We start from the raw sequence: 22,144 nt of genomic DNA, 5'->3' as shown, positions 1-22,144 counted from the left end.
AGCGAAGCACGGTCAGGTCGGCGTAGCTCTTAAGCATCCCCCAATCAGTCCCCTCTCCCACTGGGAGAGGGCTAGGGTGAGGGCTGCATCTGGCACACCACAATCAGCCAGACACATTGACCGCACTGGCCCGCCGACGTTGCAGGTAAATGAACAGCAGCGCGGTCAGCACCGTCAGCACCCCGACCAGCGCCCCGGTCCACGGCAAGTCCGCCAGATCCGCGCCGCTGGCGACCACCAGTCCGCCGATCCAGGCGCCCGCAGCGTTGCCGAGGTTGAACGCGCTCTGGTTCAGCGTCGAACCGAGATTCGGCGCTTCATGCGCCTGATCGATGATCAGCAGTTGCAGAATCGGGCACAGTGCGAAGGCGAAAATTCCCCACAGCACCAGCGTGATTGCCGCCGGAATAACCGAACGGCTGGTCTGGCTGAACGCCGCGAGAATCACCACGACCGCCAGTGCCACGCCGACCAGTGACGGCAACAGACGGCTGTCGGCCAGACGCCCGCCGAGCATGCTGCCCGCTGTCAGACCGACGCCAAACAACAGCAGCATCACCGTCACACCGTGGGGGCTGACGCCGGTGATGTCTTGCAGAATCGGTGCGATATAGGTGAATACGCTGAACAGGCTGGTCGACGCCAGCACGCTCATGCCCAGCGCCAGCAGCACGTTGGCCTTGCCCAGTACTTTGAATTCGCTGGCGAGGTTGGCCTTGTCCATCGCGATGTGTTTGGGCAACCACAACCATTGCGCCAGCGCGGCGACAATGCCGATCACCGACACCGCCCAGAAGGTCGAGCGCCAGCCAGCGTATTGGCCCAGCGCTGTGCCCAAGGGCACGCCGAGGACATTGGCCAGGGTCAGGCCGGTGAACATCATCGCAATGGCCTGCGCGCGTTTGTTCGGCGCAACCAGTCCGGCGGCGACCACCGAGCCAATGCCGAAAAACGCGCCATGACACAGCGCCGTGACCACGCGTGCCGCCATCAGTGTTGCGTAGTTCGGCGCGAGCGCGCAGAGCACGTTGCCGAGAATGAACATCAGCGTCATGCCCAGCAGGGTCGCTTTGCGCGGCATGTTGGCGGTGCCGATCGCCAGAATCGGCGCGCCGAACACCACGCCCAGGGCGTAACCGGTGATCAGCAGGCCGGCGTGAGGGATGCTCACCGCAAGGTCGCGGGCGACATCGGGCAGCAGGCCCATGATGACGAATTCGGTGGTGCCGATGCCGAATGCGGCAACGGCGAGTGCAAGCAAAGCGAGGGGCATGCGCAAGGTCTCTGTCAGTAGTCTTGACGCTTTGATCAGGCATACGCGTGCCAGCGACCGTTTTCGCAAGGAAAGCGGAGCAGGCAGTTTTATTGGAATTTTTGGGTGTGCAGCTGAGTACGGCGTGGTGGGGTGCAGTATAAACAGCTGCTGACACATGGCGAATCAATTCTGACCAGTCGGTTCTGCAATCGCATATTCACCGTAAGCGGTGCCGTGAAATATCCGCCTGAAAGAACCTTTCGGCCGGCCACGGCTCTTAGCCTGTGGGCAGGTGCTGATCGGCATGCTGGGTGATGAAGTTCTGACCGCTCGCCCATTACTCGAATCGAAAAAAAGGACGACGTTATGACGGTGGCTCTTTGGTGTGTGTTGATCGCGATTTTTCTGCCGTACCTGTGCACGGTCGTGGCGAAGGCAACTGGCGGTTTCCGCTTGAAGGACAATTACGATCCACGGGATTTTCTCGACAGTGTCGACGGCGTCGCCCGTCGCGCCCATGCCGCGCAGTTGAACAGCTTTGAAGTGACGCCAGCCTTTGCCGCCGCGGTGATCGTTGCCCATCTGGTCGGGACTGCGGAGCTGGTGACGGTCAATGTGCTGGCCGTGTTGTTTATCACCAGTCGCCTGCTGTACATCATTTGCTATCTGGCCGACTGGGCCGCACTGCGTTCGGTGGTGTGGTTTATCGGGATGGCGTTGATTGCTTCGTTCTTCTTTGTGTCCATCTGATTATCGGGTGTTGCTGCCGGCCTCTTCGCGAGCAGGCTCGCTCCCACATGGAAATGCATTCCAGATGTGGGAGCGAGCCTGCTCGCGAAGGCGACCGATCAGACCACGAAGAACCTAAGACTTTTGCTTCGGTGTATCCGCCACCTGCGGCACTTGCGGTAACTCTTTTCCTTTGGGCCAGAGCATCCAGATCTGCCCTTGCTGCTTCATGTCCCCGGCCAGTTGCCCGGCCGCATCGCCGGTGCCCCAGAACAGATCCGCACGCACCTCACCAGCAATCGCGCCGCCGGTATCCTGCGCCGCGACCGGGCGCACCAGCGGTGTGCCATCCGGTTTGGTGGTGGACAGCCATAACAGACTACCCAACGGAATCACCTTGCGATCCACCGCCGCGCTGTAGCCGGCGGTCAGCGGCACGTTCAGCGAGCCGCGCGGGCCTTCGTTGCTGTCCGGGTTGCGGGTGAAGAACACGTAGCTCGGGTTGCTGGCGAGCAGTTCCGGAATGCGCGTCGGGTTGGCCTTGGCCCAATTGCTGATCGCGCTCATGGTCACCTCTTCTTTCTTCAGCTCGCCTTGCTCGACCAGCCAGCGACCGATCGGCCGGTACGGGTGGCCGTTCTGATCGGCGTAGGCGATGCGCAACTGTTTGCCGTCTTCGGTCTGAATCCGGCCCGACCCCTGAATCTGCAGAAATTGCAGGTTCATCGGATCCGTCAGATAGGCGACTACCGGGGCTTTAACGCCTTTGGATTCGATGGTTGCTGCGTCGTCGTAAGGCTTGAGCACGCGACCTTCGAGGCGGCCGCGCAGGCGCTTGCCTTTCAATTCCGGATAGATGCTGTCGAGCGAGACAATGATCATGTCTTCGGGCACGCCATACACCGGCACGTTGGCCGTTGCGGTTGGGGTCAGGCTGCCGGGGTAGACCGGTTCGTAGTAGCCAGTGATCAGGCCGTTGGGGTTGTCGTGCTCGGCGCGCAGGCCGTAGACATCGAGGTTCTGCTTGAGGAATGCGCGAATTGCATCAGCACTTTGCGGCACATTCGCCGCTGCAGCGCAGGTCGGGCCCCAGACTGCGTCGGCTTTGAGTCGTGTGCAGGCGCTGCGCCACGAGCCGAAACCGGCGACCAGATCGCTGTCGGAGACTGCTGGCAAGGCTTCCCAGGTTGCGCTGGAATAGGTGGCCAGCGCGTGGGTTTTCGGTTCGGCGTTGTCACCGCCGGTGCAGCCGGCGAGGGCGGCCAGGATTGGCAGGGTGACGAGAAGCGGGTGACGCCAGGCCGTGAAGCGGCTGTTCATGGAGTGATTCCTGTGCCGGTTGGCCGAGTGCTCCATGCGCTCGAACAACCCGTATTTTTAATAGGGCTATTGGTGTTTGGCGGTGAGCCGACGATACTGGCCGCCGATTTCCGCGACCTGAAGCCACCATGACTCTGAAACGAATTGCTGTTGTATTGCTGGCCTGCCTGAGCTTGTCCGCCTGTGGCGGCGTCGACCCGAATTCGCCGCTGGGCCAGCGCAAGGCCATCTTCAAACAGATGCTCAAGACCAGCGAAGACCTCGGCGGCATGTTGCGTGGGCGCATTGCGTTCGACGGGCCGAAATTTGCCGAGGGTGCGGTCAGACTCGATGAGTTGTCCCGCGAGCCCTGGAAGCATTTTCCGCAGGTGCGCGAAGAAGATCACACCAGCGCCAAGGACGATGTCTGGCAGAAACAGGCACGTTTCCAGGAGCTGGCCCGCGCTCTTGAAGCGGCTACCGGCGAACTGGTAGCCGCCAGCCAGGTTCAGCCCTACAAGGCCAGCAATCTCGGACCGGCAGTGCAGAAAGTCGAGGATGCCTGCAGTGCATGCCATAAAGAGTTTCGGGATCATTGATTCCTGAACCTGCTGAGTCCCTTGTGGCAAGCTCCCTCGCCACAGGGAATCGGCAGATTACTTGTCGATCTCGTCCAGCGCTTCCTGAAGTTCCTTGCGCGATTCGGCGAGCTTCTCCTTGCGCTTGTTGATCTTCTCCGGATCGCCTTTTTTCATGGCCTTGTCGAGGTCTGCCTGACGCTGGCTGACTTCATGCTTGGCCTCAAGCACCTTGTTCTCACGGTCTTTCTTCAGGCCGGCGTCGGTGCAGTGTTCGGTCACTTCGCGCAGTGCGGTTTCCAGACCTGCCTGCTGCTCCATGTTGCCGCGGGATTTGGCCTGTTCGATCTGATTGATGATGCCCTGCTTCTTGGCAGCGCAACCGGTCAGGCCCGGGCCGTCTTCTTCGGCCATGACCGGGGCGGCCATGACGCCGCAAAGAGTAAGCAGGGCGAGCGGTGCGAGAAATTTCATAAAAGCTCCATGTGCAAAGGCAATCGGGGTAGGAGGGCACTGCGCTGTTGGAGCGTCTGGCCGGCCATTGGGTTCCCGCCTGGCGGGGATTGCATGTTCAGAAGCCGTCGATTCCGGCGGCTTTCAAGGTGTCGCTCAAAGCCAGTACCTGCGGGTCGCGAAAGAATGCGCTCAGTTGCGCCGCGCGACCCGGGCCGATGCCGGCTTCTGCCTGCCATTGTTCAGTGTCGCGTTGTGCCAGGGCCTGCCACGAATCAGCCAGTTGTGCCTGTCCGGTCGGCGGCATGCCCAGGGCTTTCAACCAATGAGCGAACGGCTGGTGCCGCGCGCCCCGAAAAATTTCGATCAGACGTGCGCTGCTGCGCTCGCCGAGGCCGGCAATGTTAGCAAGCTCTGAGGCATCGAGGGTCAGCCAATCCAGCAGGTGTTTCACACGGCCTGTTTCCAAAAGTTTCTCCCAGGTGCCACGCCCGACATGTTGCATGGCCAGGCCCTGCTTGCCGCTCAGCCAGGTCAGACGCGCGAGAAACTGGCTTTCACAGCCGGGTGTCGGTTGCCAGCAGCTCAGGGCGTGGTAGTCGCTGGCGTTGGGGATGTCGATGTCTGGCCGTTCGCTGGTACGTAACACGACACTGTCCAGGCGTGGAATGGTCAGCCCGGCCAGACTGAGAGCCACCTGGTCGCCGGGGCGAATGTCGAGGGTTTGCCAGCGCTTGAGCGAGCTGACACTGACCCGTTTGATCTCGCGGTCATCGAGTCTGACCGGCAGCAGTTCCAGCACTGGGGTGATGCGCCCGGTGCGGCCGATCTTGAAATTCACCTTGCGCACTTCCGCCAATGCCTGGGCGAACGGGTATTTCCAGGCCACCGCCCAGTAAGGTGCCTTGGCCTGCCAGCGTTCGGCGGGTGGCCGTTGACTCTGGCGCAGCACTACGCCATCGCTGGCAAAGGGCAGCGGCGAGCGATACCAGTGCTCGCGCCATTTTTGCGCGTCTTCGAATCGGGTGATCGGCTGTGTGTAGGGCTCGGTTGTGGCGAACCCCAATGCGTGAAGTCCGGACAATCTCTCTGGCAGTCGCACAGGGCCTTGCGGCCAGTCCCAAACAAACAGCCCGATCCCGGCGGCCTGTTCGGCATCGAGGGATTTGCGTCCCATAAGGCCGGCCACGGTGGCGCGGGCATTGACGCTGCCGGATCGCGCTTGCACGTGCGCCTGCAGCCGCCAGTAGAGTTCGCCCTGCACCAGCAGATCCTGTGGCTGGTTCAGGCGTTGCGGAATGGCAGCGATTCTACGCGCGGAAATTGTCCAGTCCTGACCGCTGACACCGTCACCTCGGCTGATGGCCTGCTGCAATATCCCCTGACGGTAGATCAGCGTGACGGCCACTCCATCGACCTTGGGCTGCACCCAGACGTTCTGGCGATCGCGCAGCCAGTTGGCGACGTCTGCAGCTTTGTGCAGCTTGTCCAGGCCGGTGTGGGTGATGGGATGAGTGACCGTGCCGGCCGCTGTGCGCAACGGCTGCGGTGATGCGGGTTGGTTGAAGCAGGCTTGCCATTCATTCAGCCGCAGCAGGGACTGGTCATAGAGTTCGTCGGTGATCAATGAACGGCCTTCGCGGTGATAGGCGTCGTCCCATTGGTCGATCCGGTTTTGCAGGGTAGTGATTTCGCGTTGGGCTTGGGGTAAGGGCCAGTCGGGGCAGTTGGCTTGGCTGACGAGGGTGATGAGTGCCAGCAGGAATGCCAGCAACAGGCGCAGTGTGAAAAGCATCGTTGAGCGTCCTTGCTCGGGGGTGATGCTTGAAGGGTAGGTGAGGATCTGAAGATCGTTGCGCGGTTTTTTTGCGAACTGTTTCCGGGCTGGAGCGTGGTGGCGTCGGGTAGGGCCCTTTCGCGAGCAGGCTCGCTCCCACAGAGATCTCAAAAATCCGTAAGGCATGAAAAAGCCCCGCACGGCGCGAACCGTGCGGGGCTTTCATGCAGCCAGGGTCTTACAGGCCAGCGGCAGAACGCAGGGCGTCGGCGCGGTCGGTTTTTTCCCAGGTGAACGTGGTGAAGCTGTCTTCGCCAACGGTCTTGGTCTGCGGAGCACGACCGAAGTGGCCGTAGGCTGCGGTTTCCTGGTACATCGGGTGCAGCAGGTCGAGCATGGTGGTGATCGCGTATGGACGCAGGTCGAACACTTCACGCACCAGTTTGATGATCTTGTCATCGCTGATCTTGCCGGTGCCGAAGGTGTTCAGCGATATCGACGTAGGCTGGGCCACACCGATCGCGTAGGACACCTGGATCTCGCAACGCTCGGCCAGGCCGGCCGCAACGATGTTCTTGGCCACGTAACGGCCAGCGTAGGCAGCCGAACGGTCAACCTTCGATGGATCCTTGCCGGAGAACGCGCCGCCGCCGTGACGGGCCATGCCGCCGTAGCTGTCGACGATGATCTTGCGACCGGTCAGACCGCAGTCACCTACCGGGCCGCCAATGATGAACTGGCCGGTCGGGTTGATGTGGAACTGGGTGTCCTTGCTCAGCAGTTCGGCAGGCAGCACGTGCTTGACGATCAGCTCCATCACGCCTTCGCGCAGGTCTTTGTAAGACACTTCCGGGTTGTGCTGGGTCGACAGGACAACGGCGTCGATGCCGACAACCTTGCCGCCTTCGTAACGGCAGGTCACTTGCGACTTGGCGTCCGGACGCAGCCAGGGCAGCAGGCCCGATTTGCGCGCTTCGGCCTGACGCTGCACCAACTGGTGCGAGAAAGTGATCGGCGCTGGCATCAAAACGTCGGTTTCGTTGCTGGCGTAGCCGAACATCAGGCCCTGGTCGCCGGCGCCCTGATCTTCAGGCTTGGCGCGGTCAACACCCTGGTTGATGTCGGGGGACTGCTTGCCGATGATGTTCATCACGCCGCAGGTCGCGCCGTCGAAGCCGACTTCAGAGCTGGTGTAGCCGATGTCGCAAATCACGTCACGAACGATCTGCTCCAGGTCGACCCAGGCGCTGGTGGTCACTTCACCGGCAACGATGGCCACGCCGGTCTTGACCAGGGTTTCCACGGCCACGCGAGCGTGTTTGTCCTGGGCAATAATGGCGTCCAGCACCGCATCGGAAATCTGGTCGGCGATTTTGTCCGGATGTCCTTCAGACACGGACTCGGAGGTGAAGAGGGAGTATTCGCTCATCTCGATGTTTTCCTGAATTTACCGATGGTGAGTGTCGCCAGCCGGTCGCTGAAAGTGGCGGACCTGGATCTGGAAACCATTACGTAAGCCTACATAGAGGCTTTCCCCGGGAACGAGTCCCGCAGCGGTGGCCCAACGGGCCAGATCGTCCTGTTCAAACCCCAACCAGAGATCACCGCAGGCCTCCCTGGCCCAACTCTGGTTGTGGCTACATAACTCTGTCACGAGCAGGCTACCGCCCGGTTGCAGAAGGTCAGCCATGTGCCTGAGCGCATCGGCCGGGGCGGCGAAATGGTGCAGGACCATGTTCAACACCACGCAATCGGCCATAAGGCTCGTGCCGTTCAATGCATCGGCCAATTGCAGGCTGACGTTAGCCAGCTGTTCACGTTCGCACACCTGACGCGCCAGTTCGAGCATCGCCGGGCTGTTGTCCAGCGCGGTTACGGTGCCGAAGCGACGGGCCAGTTCCGGCAGAAAAGCACCATCGCCGGGGCCGACTTCAATGGCCGTGGCTGCACCATCGAAGTTCAGTTTGTCGAGCAGGGCCAGCACGCTGTCACGGTACTGCGGCAGGCCTGCGATCAAGTCTTGCTGGGCACGGAATTTTTCCGCCACCCGGGCGAAGAAGTCCTGACTGGCAGCGGCACGCTGGCCGTGAACCTGTTCGATGCGCGCTTGCACCTCGTCAGGCAGATCCAGATTGTCGACTTCTTCTAACAGCGCCGCGTGCAGCTTGCCGCCGAGCAAATCGCTGTGGGGCAGGGCGCGACGATAAAAAATCGCATTACCTTCACGGCGTGTCGCCACCAGATCGGCTTGTGCCAGCACCTTGAGGTGATGGCTCATGCCCGACTGGCCGATGCCGAAAATCTGCGCCAGCTCCAGCACGCCGAACGAATCGTTGGCCAGCGCGCGCAAGACATTCAGCCGCAGCGGATCACCGCCGGCCTTGCACAGGGCCGCCAGCTCGTCGCAATCGTCATGGCGAATGGAAGGCACGCGTAGGTTCATAGGGCTGGCAGTCTAGAGACGGGGGCAAAGCACCGCAAGGGCAATATCAAAAAGTTTTGATATTGCTCGATAAATGGCACTTCTCAGCGGACGGCAGTCTCTACAAACGAATAGCGGAAAGGTTTCACCAAGCGAAACCCGCGCTATCGATTGGAAAAACGCCCGCGGATGACTATCTGTCATTGCCCCGAGGCGCATGGGTGAGGGAAAATGCCCTCCTTTTTTCCGTTTCAGTCTATTCACACCCAGGAGATCAGCGATGCCTAGCCGTCGTGAGCGTGCCAACGCCATTCGTGCCCTCAGCATGGATGCCGTGCAAAAAGCCAACAGCGGCCATCCCGGTGCCCCTATGGGTATGGCAGATATTGCCGAAGTGCTGTGGCGCGACTACCTCAAGCACAACCCGAGCAACCCGTCTTTCGCCGACCGTGACCGCTTCGTGCTGTCCAACGGCCACGGCTCGATGTTGATCTACTCGCTGCTGCACCTGACCGGTTACGACCTGTCGATCGACGACCTCAAGCAGTTCCGTCAACTGCACAGCCGCACTCCAGGCCACCCGGAATTCGGTTACACCCCGGGCGTCGAAACCACCACCGGCCCGCTGGGTCAGGGTCTTGCCAACGCCGTCGGTTTCGCCCTGGCTGAGAAAGTCATGGGCGCGCAGTTCAACCGCCCCGGCCACAACATCGTTGACCACCACACCTACGTGTTCCTCGGTGATGGCTGCATGATGGAAGGCATTTCCCACGAAGTCGCTTCCCTGGCTGGCACGCTGGGCCTGGGCAAGCTGATCGCCTTCTACGATGACAACGGCATCTCCATCGACGGCGAAGTCGAAGGCTGGTTCACCGATGACACGCCGAAGCGTTTCGAAGCCTACAACTGGCAGGTGATCCGCAACGTCGACGGCCACGATCCGGAAGAGATCAAGACCGCCATCGAAACCGCACGCAAGAGCGCGCAGCCGACCCTGATCTGCTGCAAGACCACCATCGGTTTCGGTTCGCCGAACAAGCAGGGCAAGGAAGATTGCCACGGCGCCCCGTTGGGTGACGCGGAAATCGCCCTGACCCGTCAGGCGCTGAACTGGAACTACGGCCCGTTCGAAATCCCGGCCGAGATCTATGCCGAGTGGGACGCCAAGGAAGCTGGCCGCGCGGTGGAAGCCGAGTGGGATCAGCGTTTCGCCGCCTACTCCGCTGCGTTCCCGACTGAAGCCAACGAGCTGATCCGTCGTCTGAGCGGCGAATTGCCGGCCGACTTCTCGGAAAAAGCCTCGGCCTATATTGCCGAAGTCGCGGCCAAGGGCGAGACCATCGCCAGCCGCAAAGCCAGCCAGAACACCCTGAACGCCTTTGGTCCGCTGCTGCCGGAACTGCTTGGCGGCTCGGCTGACCTCGCCGGTTCCAACCTGACCCTGTGGAAAGGCTGCAAGGGCGTCAACGCTGAAGACGCCAGCGGCAACTACATGTACTACGGCGTGCGCGAATTCGGCATGACCGCGATCATGAACGGCGTCACCCTGCACGGCGGTCTGGTGCCTTACGGCGCGACCTTCCTGATGTTCATGGAATACGCGCGCAACGCCGTACGCATGTCGGCATTGATGAAAAAGCGCGTGATTCACGTCTACACCCACGACTCCATCGGTCTGGGCGAAGACGGCCCGACCCACCAGCCGATCGAGCAACTGACCAGCCTGCGCAGCACGCCGAACCTCGACACCTGGCGTCCAGCCGACGCCGTGGAATCGGCGGTGGCCTGGAAAAACGCTCTGGAGCGCAAGGACGGCCCGTCGGCGCTGATCTTCTCGCGGCAGAACCTGCAGCATCAGGAACGCGATGCTGGCCAGATCGCCAACATCAGCCGTGGTGGTTATGTGCTCAAGGACTGCGCAGGCGAGCCTGAGCTGATCCTGATCGCCACCGGTTCGGAAGTTGGTCTGGCCGTTCAGGCCTTCGACAAACTGACCGAGCAGGGCCGCAAGGTCCGCGTGGTTTCCATGCCTTGCACCAGCGCTTTCGATGCACAGGATGCGGAGTACAAGCAGTCGGTTCTGCCGCTGCAAGTCAGCGCGCGTATCGCCATCGAAGCGGCCCACGCCGACTTCTGGTTCAAGTACGTGGGTCTGGAAGGTCGCGTGATCGGCATGACCACCTACGGTGAGTCGGCGCCGGCTTCGGCATTGTTCGAAGAGTTCGGCTTTACCCTGGAAAACATCCTGGGTCAGGCTGAAGAGCTGCTGGAGGACTAAGCAGTACGAATGCGGTGGCCCTGGCCGCCGCGTTCCCCTGTAGGAGCTGCCGAAGGCTGCGATCTTTTGATCTTGATCTTAAAAACAAGATCAAGAGATCGCAGCCTCGTTTCACTCGTCAGCTCCTACAGGGGTTGTGTTGTTAGCGAATTCTATCGAGAACCCCATGCCTCAACCGCGTCCTTACAAAGTTGCACTCAACGGCTACGGCCGCATTGGTCGTTGCGTCTTGCGGGCGTTGTTCGAGCGCGGCGCGAAGGCCGGGTTTGAAATTGTCGCGATCAACGATCTGGCCGATATGGCCAGCATCGAATACCTGACACGCTTCGACTCCACCCACGGCCGTTTCCCCGGCGAAGTGCGGGTCGAGGGCGATTGTCTGCATATCAATGGCGACTGCGTGAAGGTCCTGCGCAGTGCCACCCCGGAAGGCATCGATTGGGCGTCGCTGGGCGTCGATCTGGTGCTGGAGTGCTCCGGCGCTTACCACACCCGTGCCGACGGTCAGCGTTTTCTCGACGCCGGCGCGCCGCGCGTGCTGTTCTCGCAGCCGATGGCCAGCGAGGCGGATGTCGACGCCACCATCGTCTACGGCGTCAATCAGGACTGCCTGACGGGCGACGAACTGCTGGTGTCCAACGCCTCCTGCACCACCAACTGCGGCGTGCCGCTGCTGCGCCTGCTCGATCAGGCGATCGGTCTGGATTACGTGTCGATCACCACGATCCACTCGGCGATGAACGATCAGCCGGTGATCGACGCCTATCACCACGAAGACCTGCGCCGCACCCGTTCGGCGTTCCAGTCGGTGATCCCGGTGTCCACTGGTCTGGCACGCGGTATCGAGCGCCTGCTGCCGGAACTTGCCGGACGAATTCAGGCCAAAGCCGTGCGCGTGCCGACAGTCAACGTGTCCTGCCTCGACATCACGATGCAGACCGCCACCGCGACTGACGCCAACGAGGTCAACCGGATCCTGCGCGAAGCCGCCACCAGCGGCCCGCTCAAAGGCCTTCTGGCCTACACCGAGTTGCCGCACGCCAGCTGTGATTTCAACCATGACCCACATTCGGCCATCGTCGATGCCAGTCAGACCCGTGTTTCCGGCCCCAAACTGGTGAACATCCTGGCCTGGTTCGACAACGAGTGGGGTTTTGCCAACCGAATGCTGGACGTTGCAGATCACTATCTGCAAACAGCAACTTCAAAAAAACCGTAGGAAGTGCGACCCATGACCGTGTTGAAGATGTCCGACCTCGATCTGCAAGGTAAGCGCGTATTGATCCGCGAAGACCTCAACGTCCCCATCAAGGACGGTGTTGTCACCAGCGACGCGCGCATCCTGGCTTCGCTGCCGACCATCAAGCTGGCCCTGGAAAAAGGCGCGGCAGTGATGGTCTGCTCGCACCTGGGCCGTCCTACCGAAGGCGAATTCTCTGCCGAAAACAGCCTGAAACCTGTCGCCGACTACCTGAGCAAGGCGCTCGGCCGCGAAGTGCCGCTGGTGGCTGATTACCTCGGTGGCGTCGAGGTCAGGGCGGGCGACATCGTGCTGTTCGAAAACGTGCGCTTCAACAAGGGCGAGAAAAAGAACGCCGACGACCTGGCCCAGCAATACGCGGCCCTGTGCGACGTGTTCGTGATGGACGCTTTCGGTACTGCTCACCGCGCCGAAGGTTCGACCCATGGTGTAGCCAAGTTTGCCAAAGTCGCTGCCGCTGGCCCGTTGCTGGCCGCTGAGCTGGACGCACTGGGCAAAGCTCTCGGCGCACCGGCCAAGCCAATGGCGGCGATCGTTGCCGGCTCCAAGGTGTCGACCAAACTCGATGTGCTGAACAGCCTGAGCCAGATCTGCGATCAACTGATCGTCGGCGGCGGCATCGCCAACACCTTCCTCGCGGCGGCCGGTCACCCGGTCGGCAAGTCGCTCTACGAACCGGATCTGCTCGACACCGCCCGTGAAATCGCTGCGAAAGTCAGTGTGCCGTTGCCGGTTGACGTTGTCGTCGCCAAAGAATTTGCGGAAAGCGCTGAAGCGACGGTGAAACTGATCGCCGACGTTGCGGCTGACGACATGATTCTCGACATCGGCCCGCAAACCGCGGCCAACTTCGCCGAGCTGTTGAAATCGTCGAAAACCATTCTGTGGAACGGTCCGGTTGGCGTGTTCGAGTTCGATCAGTTCGGCAACGGCACCAAAGTACTGGCCCAGGCCATCGCCGAGAGCTCGGCATTCTCTATCGCTGGCGGTGGCGACACCCTGGCGGCGATCGATAAATATGGCGTGGCTGAGCAGATCTCCTACATTTCCACCGGTGGTGGCGCTTTCCTCGAATTCGTCGAGGGCAAGGTGCTGCCAGCCGTTGAAGTCCTGGAAAGCCGGGCCAAGGCCTGAGGCCGCCCGTTTGGCCAGGCAAAGGAGTGTTTTCATGGTCAAGTCGTTAGCGCTGTTGTTGCTGAGCGGTACGCTGGCGGCCTGCGGGAGTACCCCGAAGGCCGACGCGACGCCAGCACCGAGCGAGCCGCAGAAGGGCTGTTATCAGGCCGACTGGCAGGCCGAAACCAACCCGGTGCTGAACAAGCGCTCGGGTCCGGACGGCCTGGACAAATACGAAACGCAAACCCCGGTCAAGGAACATGGTTGTCCTTGACGGGTCTGACTCTTTAACTCAGGGCTGGCGGCGAGCGTCGCCAGTTGAGGAACACGGATGAAAGGCTTGATCGCCGTTGCGGCGTTGGCATTGTTGGGCGGTTGCGCGCAGTTGAACCTGTTTCAGTCGTCCGCCCCGGCAGACAACTGGACGACCTGGACCTGCGACAGCCAGGCCAAGGTGCTGTGGCGTTACGCCGATGCCGGCCAGCAGGAAGTCGACGTGCGCCTCGGCGGCGGTGATCAGGTCTATCGCCTGAAAGAAGAGCCGGGCGCCTCGGGCACGCTGTATAGCGATGGCATGCTGGCGTTTCACGTCAAGGGTGAAGAAGGCCTGGTGTACTGGGTCGCCACCAATGACCTGATTGGCCGTGGTTGCAAAGCGCAGTAAACGAATACGCCGCAGATTCGCTGTGGCAATCGCCTTTGTGGCGAGGGAGCTTGCTCCCGCTGGAGCGCGAAGCGGTCCCAAAATCTTGCTGTGCGGTGTTTCTGAATGACCGTGTCGGCAGGTTCTGCGACTGCTTCGCAGCCGAGCGCGAGCAAGCTCGCTCGCCACAGGTCGGTATACATACAGGTTTGGCTTTATCGAATCACCAGACCGGGCCTCAACCCCCGATCTGCATTAACTTGAATAGCCGCCGCCGCTCCGGCAGGCTGGCACGATCAACGACCCTCAACCGGGAGAGACACACACAATGGCACTTATCAGCATGCGCCAGATGCTGGACCACGCAGCCGAGTTCGGCTACGGCGTTCCAGCTTTCAACGTCAACAACCTTGAGCAGATGCGCGCCATCATGGAAGCCGCTGACAAGACTGACTCCCCGGTGATCGTCCAGGCTTCGGCCGGCGCCCGCAAATACGCCGGCGCGCCATTCCTGCGTCACCTGATCCTCGCCGCGATCGAAGAATTCCCGCACATCCCGGTGTGCATGCACCAGGACCACGGCACCAGCCCTGACGTCTGCCAGCGTTCGATTCAACTGGGCTTCAGCTCGGTAATGATGGACGGCTCGCTGGGCGAAGACGGCAAGACCCCGACCGACTACGACTACAACGTTCGCGTCACCCAACAGACCGTCGCTATGGCCCACGCCTGCGGCGTCTCGGTAGAAGGCGAGCTGGGCTGCCTGGGTTCGCTGGAAACCGGCATGGCCGGTGAAGAAGACGGCATCGGCGCCGAAGGCGTTCTGGATCACAGCCAAATGCTGACCGACCCGGAAGAAGCCGCTGATTTCGTCAAGCGCACCCAGGTCGATGCCCTGGCCATCGCCATCGGCACCAGCCACGGCGCCTACAAGTTCACCAAGCCACCGACCGGTGATGTGCTGGCGATCGATCGCATCAAGGAAATCCACAAGCGCATCCCTAACACTCACCTGGTGATGCACGGTTCGTCCTCCGTGCCACAAGAGTGGCTGGCGATCATCAACCAGTACGGCGGCGACATCAAAGAAACCTACGGCGTACCGGTTGAAGAAATCGTCGAAGGCATCAAGCACGGCGTGCGCAAGGTCAACATCGACACCGACCTGCGTCTGGCATCCACCGGCGCCATGCGTCGCCTGATGGCCACCAACCCGAGCGAATTCGACCCACGTAAATTCTTCGGCGCCACCGTGACTGCAATGCGTGACGTGTGTATCGCACGTTATGAAGCATTTGGTACTGCGGGTAATGCTTCGAAGATCAAACCGATCTCGCTGGAAGCGATGTACCAGCGTTATCTGAAGGGTGAGTTGAACGCTAAGGTCAACTGAGCCTGAGTGTTGAGCTGATTAAAAAAGAAACCCGCCGAGAGGCGGGTTTTTTTACGCTCTGGTGTTAGCCTCTTGCGAAGTTCATTTTGTAGGTTTTACCCACATTCGGTCCGCCTGCGAGAACCTTAACAGTACCGTCCAAGTTATTATCGTTGCCGTCGGACGATTTCAAGCTGATGGCGAGTGAACTGTCGCCATGTCCTCTTTCATCTCCATCTGAGGCTTTTGCTTTCGCTTGAAGATTAAAAGACCGGGAAGTCTTCGCGGTATAACTACCGGTAACGGTGAAATTAAGGCCGTAATATTGCATTTTGCCATTCTTTAACTGTCCACCTTGTTGGCTTAGGTCGTCAAATGTAAGTGTGGCGGGATTTGTTTCACCTATACCGGACAGCTCAGTGACGTTGCCATTGAAATTAAACATAACCTTCACCTTATTGGACGCGATTTAAGCTCGGGCTGGATGTAAGTCCGAATTTGGTTTTTTGTCTCACGTTGATGAGGTTAGAGTGGAGGCCGACTTTTGTGACCTGATAGAAATGACAGTTCTTTATAGTGATTTGCGATATTCCGTTCAGGTTGTTGATAAAGTCGGTATAAAGATCAGGTCGTATAAATAGATCTATCCCTTTCTTTACTTCGGGTAATGCTTCGAAGATCAAGCCGAGCTCGCTGGAGGCGATGCATCAGCGTTATCTGAAGGGTGAGTTGAACGCTAAGGTCAACAGAGCCTGAGTGTTGAGCTGATTTAAAAGAAACCCGCCGAGAGGCGGGTTTTTTGTGGGCGTAATTAACAAATATTTCCGCTACCTCTTCAAGCGTGGGCATCACTGCTGGATTAACGTCGAACTCGCAATCCAGAGCGGCAATAACACGTGCATAGGCGTTCAAATTCCTGACTAACAGATGCTTGTGCACCAAGCTTGAAGCCAAGGAATACTAAACCCGATTACTGGATATCAGTGACGCGAATCAAGTTCCCGATGGCCCGCCAGGCGCACAAGCCGGCGGATTCTGGTGTGCCCGTAGGCAACGACGCAAGCTGTTGTAGGCATCCGGAGGTAGTCGCCGACAGATCTAAACAACGCTGTTTAAAGGTAGGAGCTGCCGAAGGCGGCGATCTTTTGACTTTGATTCCGGCGTTCCCAAGAGGCGCCAAACATCAAGATCAAAAGATCGCAGCCTTCGGCAGCTCCTACAAGGGATTGCGATGTCGAAATGGGTTACTTGTCGTGATCAATATCCAGTTTGGTAAACGTCACCTGCCCGCCCTCACTGGTATACCCGGTGTTGTCCTGCACATAAACCCCAGCCTTGAAGTACAACGGCTTGTCGCGCCAGGTCGCGCTGATCTGTGAATCCCACTGATACCCCGCCGCACTCACGCCCAGGGCACCGCCAGGGCTCAAGTGGATGAGGTAGTTGAATTCGCGATCGAGCTTGACGCCGGTGGCGAGGGTTATGACGCGGCTTTCTTCGTCATCTGGGCGCATGCGCACCTTGATGACCAGGTTGCCCGTTTCGGTCTTTGTCTTGTACTGATACTCAAGTTTGAGCATCGGCTTCTGGCTTTCATAAGCGTGAATCTGACCAATAACGATCTTGCCCGAACTGGGCACCTTGTTCACGGCGAGGGTTGCACGCAGCAGGTTGTCCGCGTCCGGGTAATACCAGTTGCGCAGGGTGCCGTTGCTGAAGGTCTCGCGCAGTTCGGTGCGCGGGTAGACGGCGTTTTCGGTTTTTGACCCGGTAACCGGGGACCAGAAAAACAAGGTTCCGGTGTCGGAATGGAAGTATTGATCCTTGAAGCCTTTCACCAGTTTTTCGGTTTCGACGGTGTATGGCGGGCTGCCAACGGGAACGCTGAGATTCCAGGTTGCGAGATCGATCATGTCGGTTCTTCCACTCGATTCATCCTGAACGCGGGTGCCAGAAGCTCTAGCCCGCGCCTTTTCGGGGCGCCTTTATAAGCGTAGCGGCTATTTTTGTTAATGCCCGTCCGGCAGTTGATTGGCGTCAACATCCTGTCGAAATGCCATCCTGCCCGGTTTTAGGGGGCTGTAGCGGCGACCGTTAGTCGGCTCGATGGAACATTGGCCAAATGATGGCGTGGCGGCTGCTTCTGCTTTGTGGCTTCCGCGACTAGAGTGAAGGCTCAGTACGTCTATGGTTTTGCCGGCAACCGGTCCCGATAAGAGAAGCAGCATGGAATGCGCGCAACCCCAGCCAGGTGAAGGCAACTCGGTCCTTTTGATCGTCGATGATTACCCCGAAAATCTGATCAGCATGCGCGCGTTGTTGCAGCGTCAGGATTGGCATGTGATGACCGCCGCCTCCGGTTTCGAGGCGCTCAATCTTTTGCTCGAACACGACATCGACCTGGTCCTGCTCGATGTGCAGATGCCCGGCATGGACGGTTTTGAGGTCGCACGGCTCATGCGCGGCAGCCAGCGCACGCGGTTGACGCCGATCATTTTCCTCACCGCCAACGAACAATCCCAAGACGCCGTGATCAAGGGCTATGCCAGCGGCGCCGTGGATTACCTGTTCAAACCGTTCGATCCGCAAATCCTCAAGCCCAAGGTTCAGGCACTGCTTGAACACCAGCGCAATCGCCGTGCCCTGCAACGCCTCAGTCATGATCTGGAAGTGGCGCGCGCCTTCAATGCCTCGGTGCTGGATAACGCCGCCGAAGGCATTCTGGTGTTGAGCGAGGACGGCGTGATTCGTTTTGCCAACCCGGCGATTTCGCGGCTGCTCAACGCGCCGGTCAAGGAGCTTGAGGGCAAGGAGTTTCTCGACTTCCTGCAGAAGCCGCACATTCCGCTGTGGGCCGATTCCGAGTTCTACGCCGGCTACCAGCGCGGCGAAACTCTGCGCCTGCACGATGCGTTGCTGCGCACTGCGCCCGGACAGCAAGTGCCGGTGGCATTGTCCTGCGCGCCGCTATCCTCGGAGCAGCACGCGATGGTGGTGACCGTGCTGGACATGTCGGTGGTGCGTCACTTGCACCAGCAACTGGAATTCCAGGCAGTGACCGACCCTCTGACCGGCCTGCTCAACCGGCGGGGTTTCTACCAGACCGTGGAAAACCTGTTGTTGCGCGGCGAACGCAGCGACAGTAGCTGGGTGTTGCTCTACCTCGATCTCGACGGCTTCAAGCGGGTCAACGATTCCCTCGGCCATGACGCCGGCGATCGCGTGTTGCGCTGGGTTTCCGAACAGTTGAAGGCGTGCCTGCGGCCGTTCGATATCCTGGCGCGCATGGGCGGCGATGAGTTCACTGCGCTGCTGGATCTGGAATTCCCCGAGCAAGCGGCGAAGATTGCCGAGAAGCTCATCGAGCGGGTGTCGGTCTGTCAGCAGATCGAAGGTCTGGATATTGTCCTTGGCGCCAGCATCGGCATCGCCACCTATCCCGACTGTGGCCGCAACCTCGACGGTTTGCTGCGCGCCTCGGACATTGCCATGTACGAAGCCAAGCGGGCCGGGCGTCAGCAATATCGCTTTTATGATCATGAGATGAACGGCCGCGCACGCTCGCGTCTGATGCTGGAAGACAGCGTGCGCGAGGCCATCGAAAACCGCGATTTCAATCTGGTCTATCAGCCGCAGGTGGCGATCGGTAGCGGGCAGACTCGGGGGTTCGAAGCGTTGCTGCGCTGGCAGCATCCGAGCGTCGGCGATGTGCCGCCGGGACTGTTTCTGCCGTTGCTGGAAGAAGCGCGGTTGATCAGCCGCCTCGGCAGCTGGATCTATCACCGGGGCGCCGGCCAGCGCAAAGCCTGGGAAGCGCTGTTCGCCGAGGATCTGGTGCTCGGCGTGAGCCTGAGCAACACCCAGTTCGGCTTGCCGAATCTGGTCACCGAGTTGCGTCAGGTCATGGAGCGCCATGGGCTGCAGCCACGGCAACTGGAAGTCGAGGTCACCGAGGAAGCGTTGATGCAAAACCCGGACGAGACGCGCAAGCAACTGCGGCTGCTGCGTCATCTCGGGGTGCGCGTGGCGCTGGATGATTTCGGTTCCGGATCATGCTCGCTGGCGCATCTGCGTGATCTGGAGCTGGACACGCTGAAGCTCGACCGCCACCTCATCGCGCGCCTGCCGGACTCGCCACGTGATGCTGCGCTGGTGCGCATGGTCATCGACCTGTGCAAGCAATATGGCCTGCTGGTGATAGCCGAAGGGGTGGAAACCGTCGAGCAATACCGGTGGCTGCAAGCCCATGGCTGCGAGTACGTGCAAGGTTTCCTGGTTGCGCGACCCTTGGTCGCCGAGGACGCAGTCCGCTTTGCCGAGCCGTTCGACTGGAGCGCGCTGGCCGGTTGAATTCGCTACACTGGCGCACCTTTTTCCGAGCCGTGCTGCCCGTCCATGACTGTCTTGAAGTACCTCCAGGCCTATCCCGAGCGTTTGCAGGATCAGGTGCGCCAACTGATCGCCGAAGGGCGGCTGGGTGATTACCTGGATCAGCGCTACTCGGGACGCCATGACGTGCAGAGCGACAAGGCGTTGTACAGCTACGCGCTGGATCTCAAGCAGCAGTACATGCGCAACGCGCCGGCCATCGACAAGGTGCTGTTCGACAATCGCCTCGACCTGACCCACCGCGCCCTCGGTCTGCACACCACGGTCTCGCGGGTGCAGGGCGGCAAGCTCAAGGCCAACAAGGAAATCCGCATCGCCTCGCTGTTCAAGGACGCCGCGCCGGACTTTCTGAATATGATCGTGGTGCACGAGCTGGCGCACTTCAAGGAATCGGACCACAACAAGGCGTTCTATAAACTGTGCGAGCACATGCTGCCGGGGTATCACCAGATCGAATTCGATCTGCGCGTGTACCTGACGTGGCGGGATATGCAATAAAAATCAAAAGATCGCAGCCTCCGGCAGCTCCTACAGTTGGAATGCGATCTTTTGCAGGCTGGCGAAGGCTGCGATCTTCTAACGTTGGGAGTGTTTGGATGGACGTCAGCAAGACCAAAAGCAGTTTCTACCGCCGTCTCTACGTGGCCTATCTGATCGACAGCGGTCTGGCGCCCAGCGTGCCGACGCTGACCGAAGTCACCGGCATGCCCCGGCGTACGGCGCAGGACACCATCGCCGCGCTGGCCGATCTGGATATCATCTGTGAATTCGAGCAGGAAGAGGGCGCGCGCAACCATGCCGGACGCTATCGGATTCGCGAGTGGGGGGCGATTGATCGCGGGTGGATCGAGCGCAATTTGCGGCAGATCAAGGCGGTTCTTGAGTATCCCTGAAAAAGCCCCTCACCCCAGCCCTCTCCCAGAGGGAGAGGGAGCCGATCGGGGGAAATTGTAGAATTTCACCGACGTGAGCGAATGCTGTTGAATCCATAATCGACACTGTTTTTCAGGTCGCCGCATGGCCCAAGACACCAAGGTCAGTCCCCTCTCCCTCTGGGAGAGGGTTAGGATGAGGGGCTGTTCAGGCGCGACGCATCCCGATGTGAGGAATGCCATCCTCGAGATATTCCTCACCCGCCACTTCAAACCCGTATTTGCCGTAATACCCTTGCAAATGCGCCTGCGCCGACAGATAGATCGGCACCTGCGGCCAGTGCTTCCCGGCCTGTTTCAGCGCCTGTTCCATCATCGCGTGGCCCAGCCCTTTGCCGCGACCGGCAGGGGCGGTGATCACCCGGCCAATCACCACGTCACCACCCTGGGATTCCGGATCGAGCAGGCGCAGATAAGCCATCAACTGATCGTCCTCCCAACCCATCAGATGGTAGGTATCGCCTTCCAGATCCTGGCCGTCGAGGTCCGGGTAGGCGCATTTCTGTTCGACCACGAACACGTCCGAGCGCAGTTTCAATAGCGCGTACAACTGCTCTTTGCCCAGATCGCTGTGATGTTTGCAGATCCACTCGATTGTCATCTTTCGATTCCTTGAATACGTCGCCCGATACTAAGCGCAGCAGCGCCGTATGTCTGTATGGCGCAACAGTCTGTGATAAAGGTCAAAATGCCATCATTCCTTTCTCGCGGCGCCTGCGACTTTGTGTAATCTGCTCAAGAGCACTGCGCACTGGCTCCCATGAGCTAATGTTCAATGCTTGGGTTTTGCCGGTAAGGGGCCTTGGATTTTGACGTGAAACCACGTCGGGCGGATGCCCGCTGAGGATGTTCAAGCATGCTGCGATTGCTTCAAGCCGTTGCTTTGATCGGACTGCTGTTGCTCGGCCAGGATGCTGCAGCGCAAAAGCTGCGGCTGGTGTTCGATAACTGGCCGCCGTTTACCGACGATGCGCTGATCAACGGTGGCCTGGCCACTGACATTGTCAGCACCGCACTGGCGCGCGCCGGTTATGCCAGCGGTTACGAGCAAGTGCCGTGGGCGCGGGCGTTGCTGGGCATTGGCGAAGGGCGTTACGACGTGCTGGTCAACGCCTGGTACAACGACGAGCGCACGCAGATCGGCCAGTTTTCCGGCGAGTACCTGATCAACCGCATTCGCTTCCTCAAGCGCAAGGATGCGCCCATCGACTACAGCAACCTCGAGCAACTGCACACCTACCCGATTGCGGTGGTGCGCGGGTATGCCTATTCCGCACCGTTCGATGCCGACACGGCGATGCAGAAAGTCCCTGTGCACAACTTCGCCATGGGCGTGCGCATGCTCTCGGCCGATCGGGTCAAGCTGACGCTGGAAGACGAATACGTCGCGAAGTATTACCTTGCGCGGGAATCGGCCAAGGTGCGCAATTCGGTGGAGTTTTTACCCAAGCCGCTGAGCGAGAACAGCCTGCACATACTGGTCAGCCTGAAGAGTCCGCAGCATGAGCAGATTGTCGCCGGGTTTGATCGAGCGATTGCAGCGATGAAGGCTGACGGGACCTACGAGAAGTTATTGCGGCGGCATGGAATGTGAGGGCTGAGCTGGAATTTATTGTGGGGCTGATGGCCCTATCGCGAGC

21 protein-coding genes and 2 pseudogenes are annotated in these 22,144 nt (G+C 60.0%); 13 read left to right on the top strand and 10 right to left on the bottom strand.

All coding sequences use genetic code 11. The annotated features are described in order from the left end of the window. Positions 1–103: 103 nt before the first annotated feature. Positions 104–1,273 carry an MFS transporter gene (locus tag QRN33_RS18790; RefSeq protein ID WP_042606597.1) on the bottom strand — a complete coding sequence of 390 codons (1,170 nt, stop codon included), beginning with the start codon at positions 1,271–1,273 and terminating at the stop codon, positions 104–106. Positions 1,274–1,621: 348 nt separating this feature from the next. Here QRN33_RS18790 and QRN33_RS18785 point away from each other — a divergent pair, with 348 nt between their 5' ends. After that, positions 1,622–2,005, top strand: coding sequence for an MAPEG family protein (locus tag QRN33_RS18785; protein WP_042606598.1), 384 nt, complete (start codon positions 1,622–1,624; stop codon positions 2,003–2,005). Between the two features lie 114 nt (positions 2,006–2,119). Here the strand turns inward: QRN33_RS18785 and mltA are convergent, their stop codons facing one another. Beyond that, positions 2,120–3,304: a murein transglycosylase A gene (mltA, locus tag QRN33_RS18780; protein ID WP_042606599.1), complete on the bottom strand. Its 1,185-nt coding sequence runs from the start codon at positions 3,302–3,304 to the stop codon at positions 2,120–2,122. 128 nt (positions 3,305–3,432) lie between these two features. Between mltA and QRN33_RS18775 the strand changes: the two genes are divergently transcribed. Then, positions 3,433–3,882 (top strand): c-type cytochrome, encoded by a 450-nt coding sequence (locus QRN33_RS18775; protein ID WP_285409521.1) that lies wholly within the window; start codon positions 3,433–3,435, stop codon positions 3,880–3,882. 57 nt (positions 3,883–3,939) lie between these two features. Here the strand turns inward: QRN33_RS18775 and QRN33_RS18770 are convergent, their stop codons facing one another. The 4 genes from QRN33_RS18770 to QRN33_RS18755 all read right to left on the bottom strand — a co-directional run bounded on the left by QRN33_RS18770 (position 3,940) and on the right by QRN33_RS18755 (position 8,534). Next, positions 3,940–4,335 carry a DUF1090 domain-containing protein gene (locus QRN33_RS18770; protein ID WP_285409520.1) on the bottom strand — a complete coding sequence of 132 codons (396 nt, stop codon included), beginning with the start codon at positions 4,333–4,335 and terminating at the stop codon, positions 3,940–3,942. Positions 4,336–4,432: 97 nt separating this feature from the next. After that, positions 4,433–6,109, bottom strand: a complete 1,677-nt coding sequence (ligB, locus tag QRN33_RS18765) for an NAD-dependent DNA ligase LigB (RefSeq protein WP_285409519.1) — start codon at positions 6,107–6,109, stop codon at positions 4,433–4,435. A gap of 220 nt (positions 6,110–6,329) precedes the next feature. After that, on the bottom strand, positions 6,330–7,520 hold the full coding sequence (metK, locus tag QRN33_RS18760; RefSeq protein WP_024014624.1) for a methionine adenosyltransferase: 1,191 nt from the start codon (positions 7,518–7,520) through the stop codon (positions 6,330–6,332). A gap of 18 nt (positions 7,521–7,538) precedes the next feature. Then, complete coding sequence (locus QRN33_RS18755) at positions 7,539–8,534, bottom strand: ArsR/SmtB family transcription factor (protein ID WP_042606603.1); 996 nt, start codon at positions 8,532–8,534, stop codon at positions 7,539–7,541. Positions 8,535–8,793: 259 nt separating this feature from the next. Between QRN33_RS18755 and tkt the strand changes: the two genes are divergently transcribed. The 6 genes from tkt (at position 8,794) to fba (ending at position 15,204) form a co-directional block, all read left to right on the top strand. Continuing rightward, positions 8,794–10,791: a transketolase gene (gene tkt, locus QRN33_RS18750; RefSeq protein WP_083353740.1), complete on the top strand. Its 1,998-nt coding sequence runs from the start codon at positions 8,794–8,796 to the stop codon at positions 10,789–10,791. A gap of 166 nt (positions 10,792–10,957) precedes the next feature. Next, entirely contained in the window at positions 10,958–12,010 is a 1,053-nt protein-coding gene (epd, locus tag QRN33_RS18745; protein ID WP_042606605.1) for an erythrose-4-phosphate dehydrogenase, read from the top strand. A 12-nt stretch (positions 12,011–12,022) separates the two neighbouring features. Then, positions 12,023–13,186 (top strand): phosphoglycerate kinase, encoded by a 1,164-nt coding sequence (locus QRN33_RS18740; protein ID WP_285409518.1) that lies wholly within the window; start codon positions 12,023–12,025, stop codon positions 13,184–13,186. Positions 13,187–13,220: 34 nt separating this feature from the next. Further along, complete coding sequence (locus QRN33_RS18735; RefSeq protein ID WP_042606606.1) at positions 13,221–13,442, top strand: hypothetical protein; 222 nt, start codon at positions 13,221–13,223, stop codon at positions 13,440–13,442. Between the two features lie 57 nt (positions 13,443–13,499). Further along, the gene (locus QRN33_RS18730) at positions 13,500–13,832 is read left to right on the top strand and encodes an MliC family protein (RefSeq protein WP_281925551.1); all 333 of its coding nucleotides are present in this window, start codon (positions 13,500–13,502) and stop codon (positions 13,830–13,832) included. Between the two features lie 307 nt (positions 13,833–14,139). After that, positions 14,140–15,204, top strand: a complete 1,065-nt coding sequence (gene fba / locus QRN33_RS18725; RefSeq protein WP_008081027.1) for a class II fructose-bisphosphate aldolase — start codon at positions 14,140–14,142, stop codon at positions 15,202–15,204. A gap of 64 nt (positions 15,205–15,268) precedes the next feature. Here the strand turns inward: fba and QRN33_RS18720 are convergent, their stop codons facing one another. Beyond that, positions 15,269–15,628 carry a hypothetical protein gene (locus QRN33_RS18720; RefSeq protein WP_123417834.1) on the bottom strand — a complete coding sequence of 120 codons (360 nt, stop codon included), beginning with the start codon at positions 15,626–15,628 and terminating at the stop codon, positions 15,269–15,271. A gap of 206 nt (positions 15,629–15,834) precedes the next feature. Between QRN33_RS18720 and QRN33_RS18715 the strand changes: the two are divergent. Then, positions 15,835–15,939: pseudogene (locus tag QRN33_RS18715) on the top strand (class II fructose-bisphosphate aldolase); the annotation flags it as partial. A gap of 60 nt (positions 15,940–15,999) precedes the next feature. Here the strand turns inward: QRN33_RS18715 and QRN33_RS18710 are convergent. Continuing rightward, positions 16,000–16,092, bottom strand: a pseudogene (locus QRN33_RS18710) (transcriptional regulator); the annotation flags it as partial. 335 nt (positions 16,093–16,427) lie between these two features. Next, the gene (locus tag QRN33_RS18705) at positions 16,428–17,096 is read right to left on the bottom strand and encodes a polysaccharide lyase family 7 protein (RefSeq protein WP_042606610.1); all 669 of its coding nucleotides are present in this window, start codon (positions 17,094–17,096) and stop codon (positions 16,428–16,430) included. Positions 17,097–17,409: 313 nt separating this feature from the next. Here QRN33_RS18705 and QRN33_RS18700 point away from each other — a divergent pair, with 313 nt between their 5' ends. The 3 genes from QRN33_RS18700 to QRN33_RS18690 all read left to right on the top strand — a co-directional run bounded on the left by QRN33_RS18700 (position 17,410) and on the right by QRN33_RS18690 (position 20,465). Continuing rightward, positions 17,410–19,533: a putative bifunctional diguanylate cyclase/phosphodiesterase gene (locus QRN33_RS18700; RefSeq protein ID WP_123417838.1), complete on the top strand. Its 2,124-nt coding sequence runs from the start codon at positions 17,410–17,412 to the stop codon at positions 19,531–19,533. Between the two features lie 45 nt (positions 19,534–19,578). Further along, positions 19,579–20,070, top strand: coding sequence for a YgjP-like metallopeptidase domain-containing protein (locus tag QRN33_RS18695; protein ID WP_285409517.1), 492 nt, complete (start codon positions 19,579–19,581; stop codon positions 20,068–20,070). 98 nt (positions 20,071–20,168) lie between these two features. Then, a complete protein-coding gene (locus tag QRN33_RS18690) occupies positions 20,169–20,465 on the top strand; it encodes a winged helix-turn-helix domain-containing protein (RefSeq protein ID WP_016772794.1) in 297 nt (98 codons plus the stop codon). Positions 20,466–20,652: 187 nt separating this feature from the next. On the opposite strand, the gene QRN33_RS18685 is transcribed toward QRN33_RS18690, so the two are convergent. Further along, positions 20,653–21,105: a GNAT family N-acetyltransferase gene (locus QRN33_RS18685; RefSeq protein WP_064365338.1), complete on the bottom strand. Its 453-nt coding sequence runs from the start codon at positions 21,103–21,105 to the stop codon at positions 20,653–20,655. Between the two features lie 255 nt (positions 21,106–21,360). Between QRN33_RS18685 and QRN33_RS18680 the strand changes: the two genes are divergently transcribed. Beyond that, positions 21,361–22,098 (top strand): substrate-binding periplasmic protein, encoded by a 738-nt coding sequence (locus QRN33_RS18680; RefSeq protein WP_042606614.1) that lies wholly within the window; start codon positions 21,361–21,363, stop codon positions 22,096–22,098. Positions 22,099–22,144 lie beyond the last annotated feature (46 nt).

It is taken from the genome of Pseudomonas sp. FR229a, from assembly GCF_030209115.1.
GTDB classification, from domain to species: Bacteria; Pseudomonadota; Gammaproteobacteria; order Pseudomonadales; family Pseudomonadaceae; genus Aquipseudomonas; species Aquipseudomonas moraviensis_A.
Note: the sequence above shows the minus strand (reverse complement) of the source record. Positions and strands in the feature narration are given on the sequence as shown.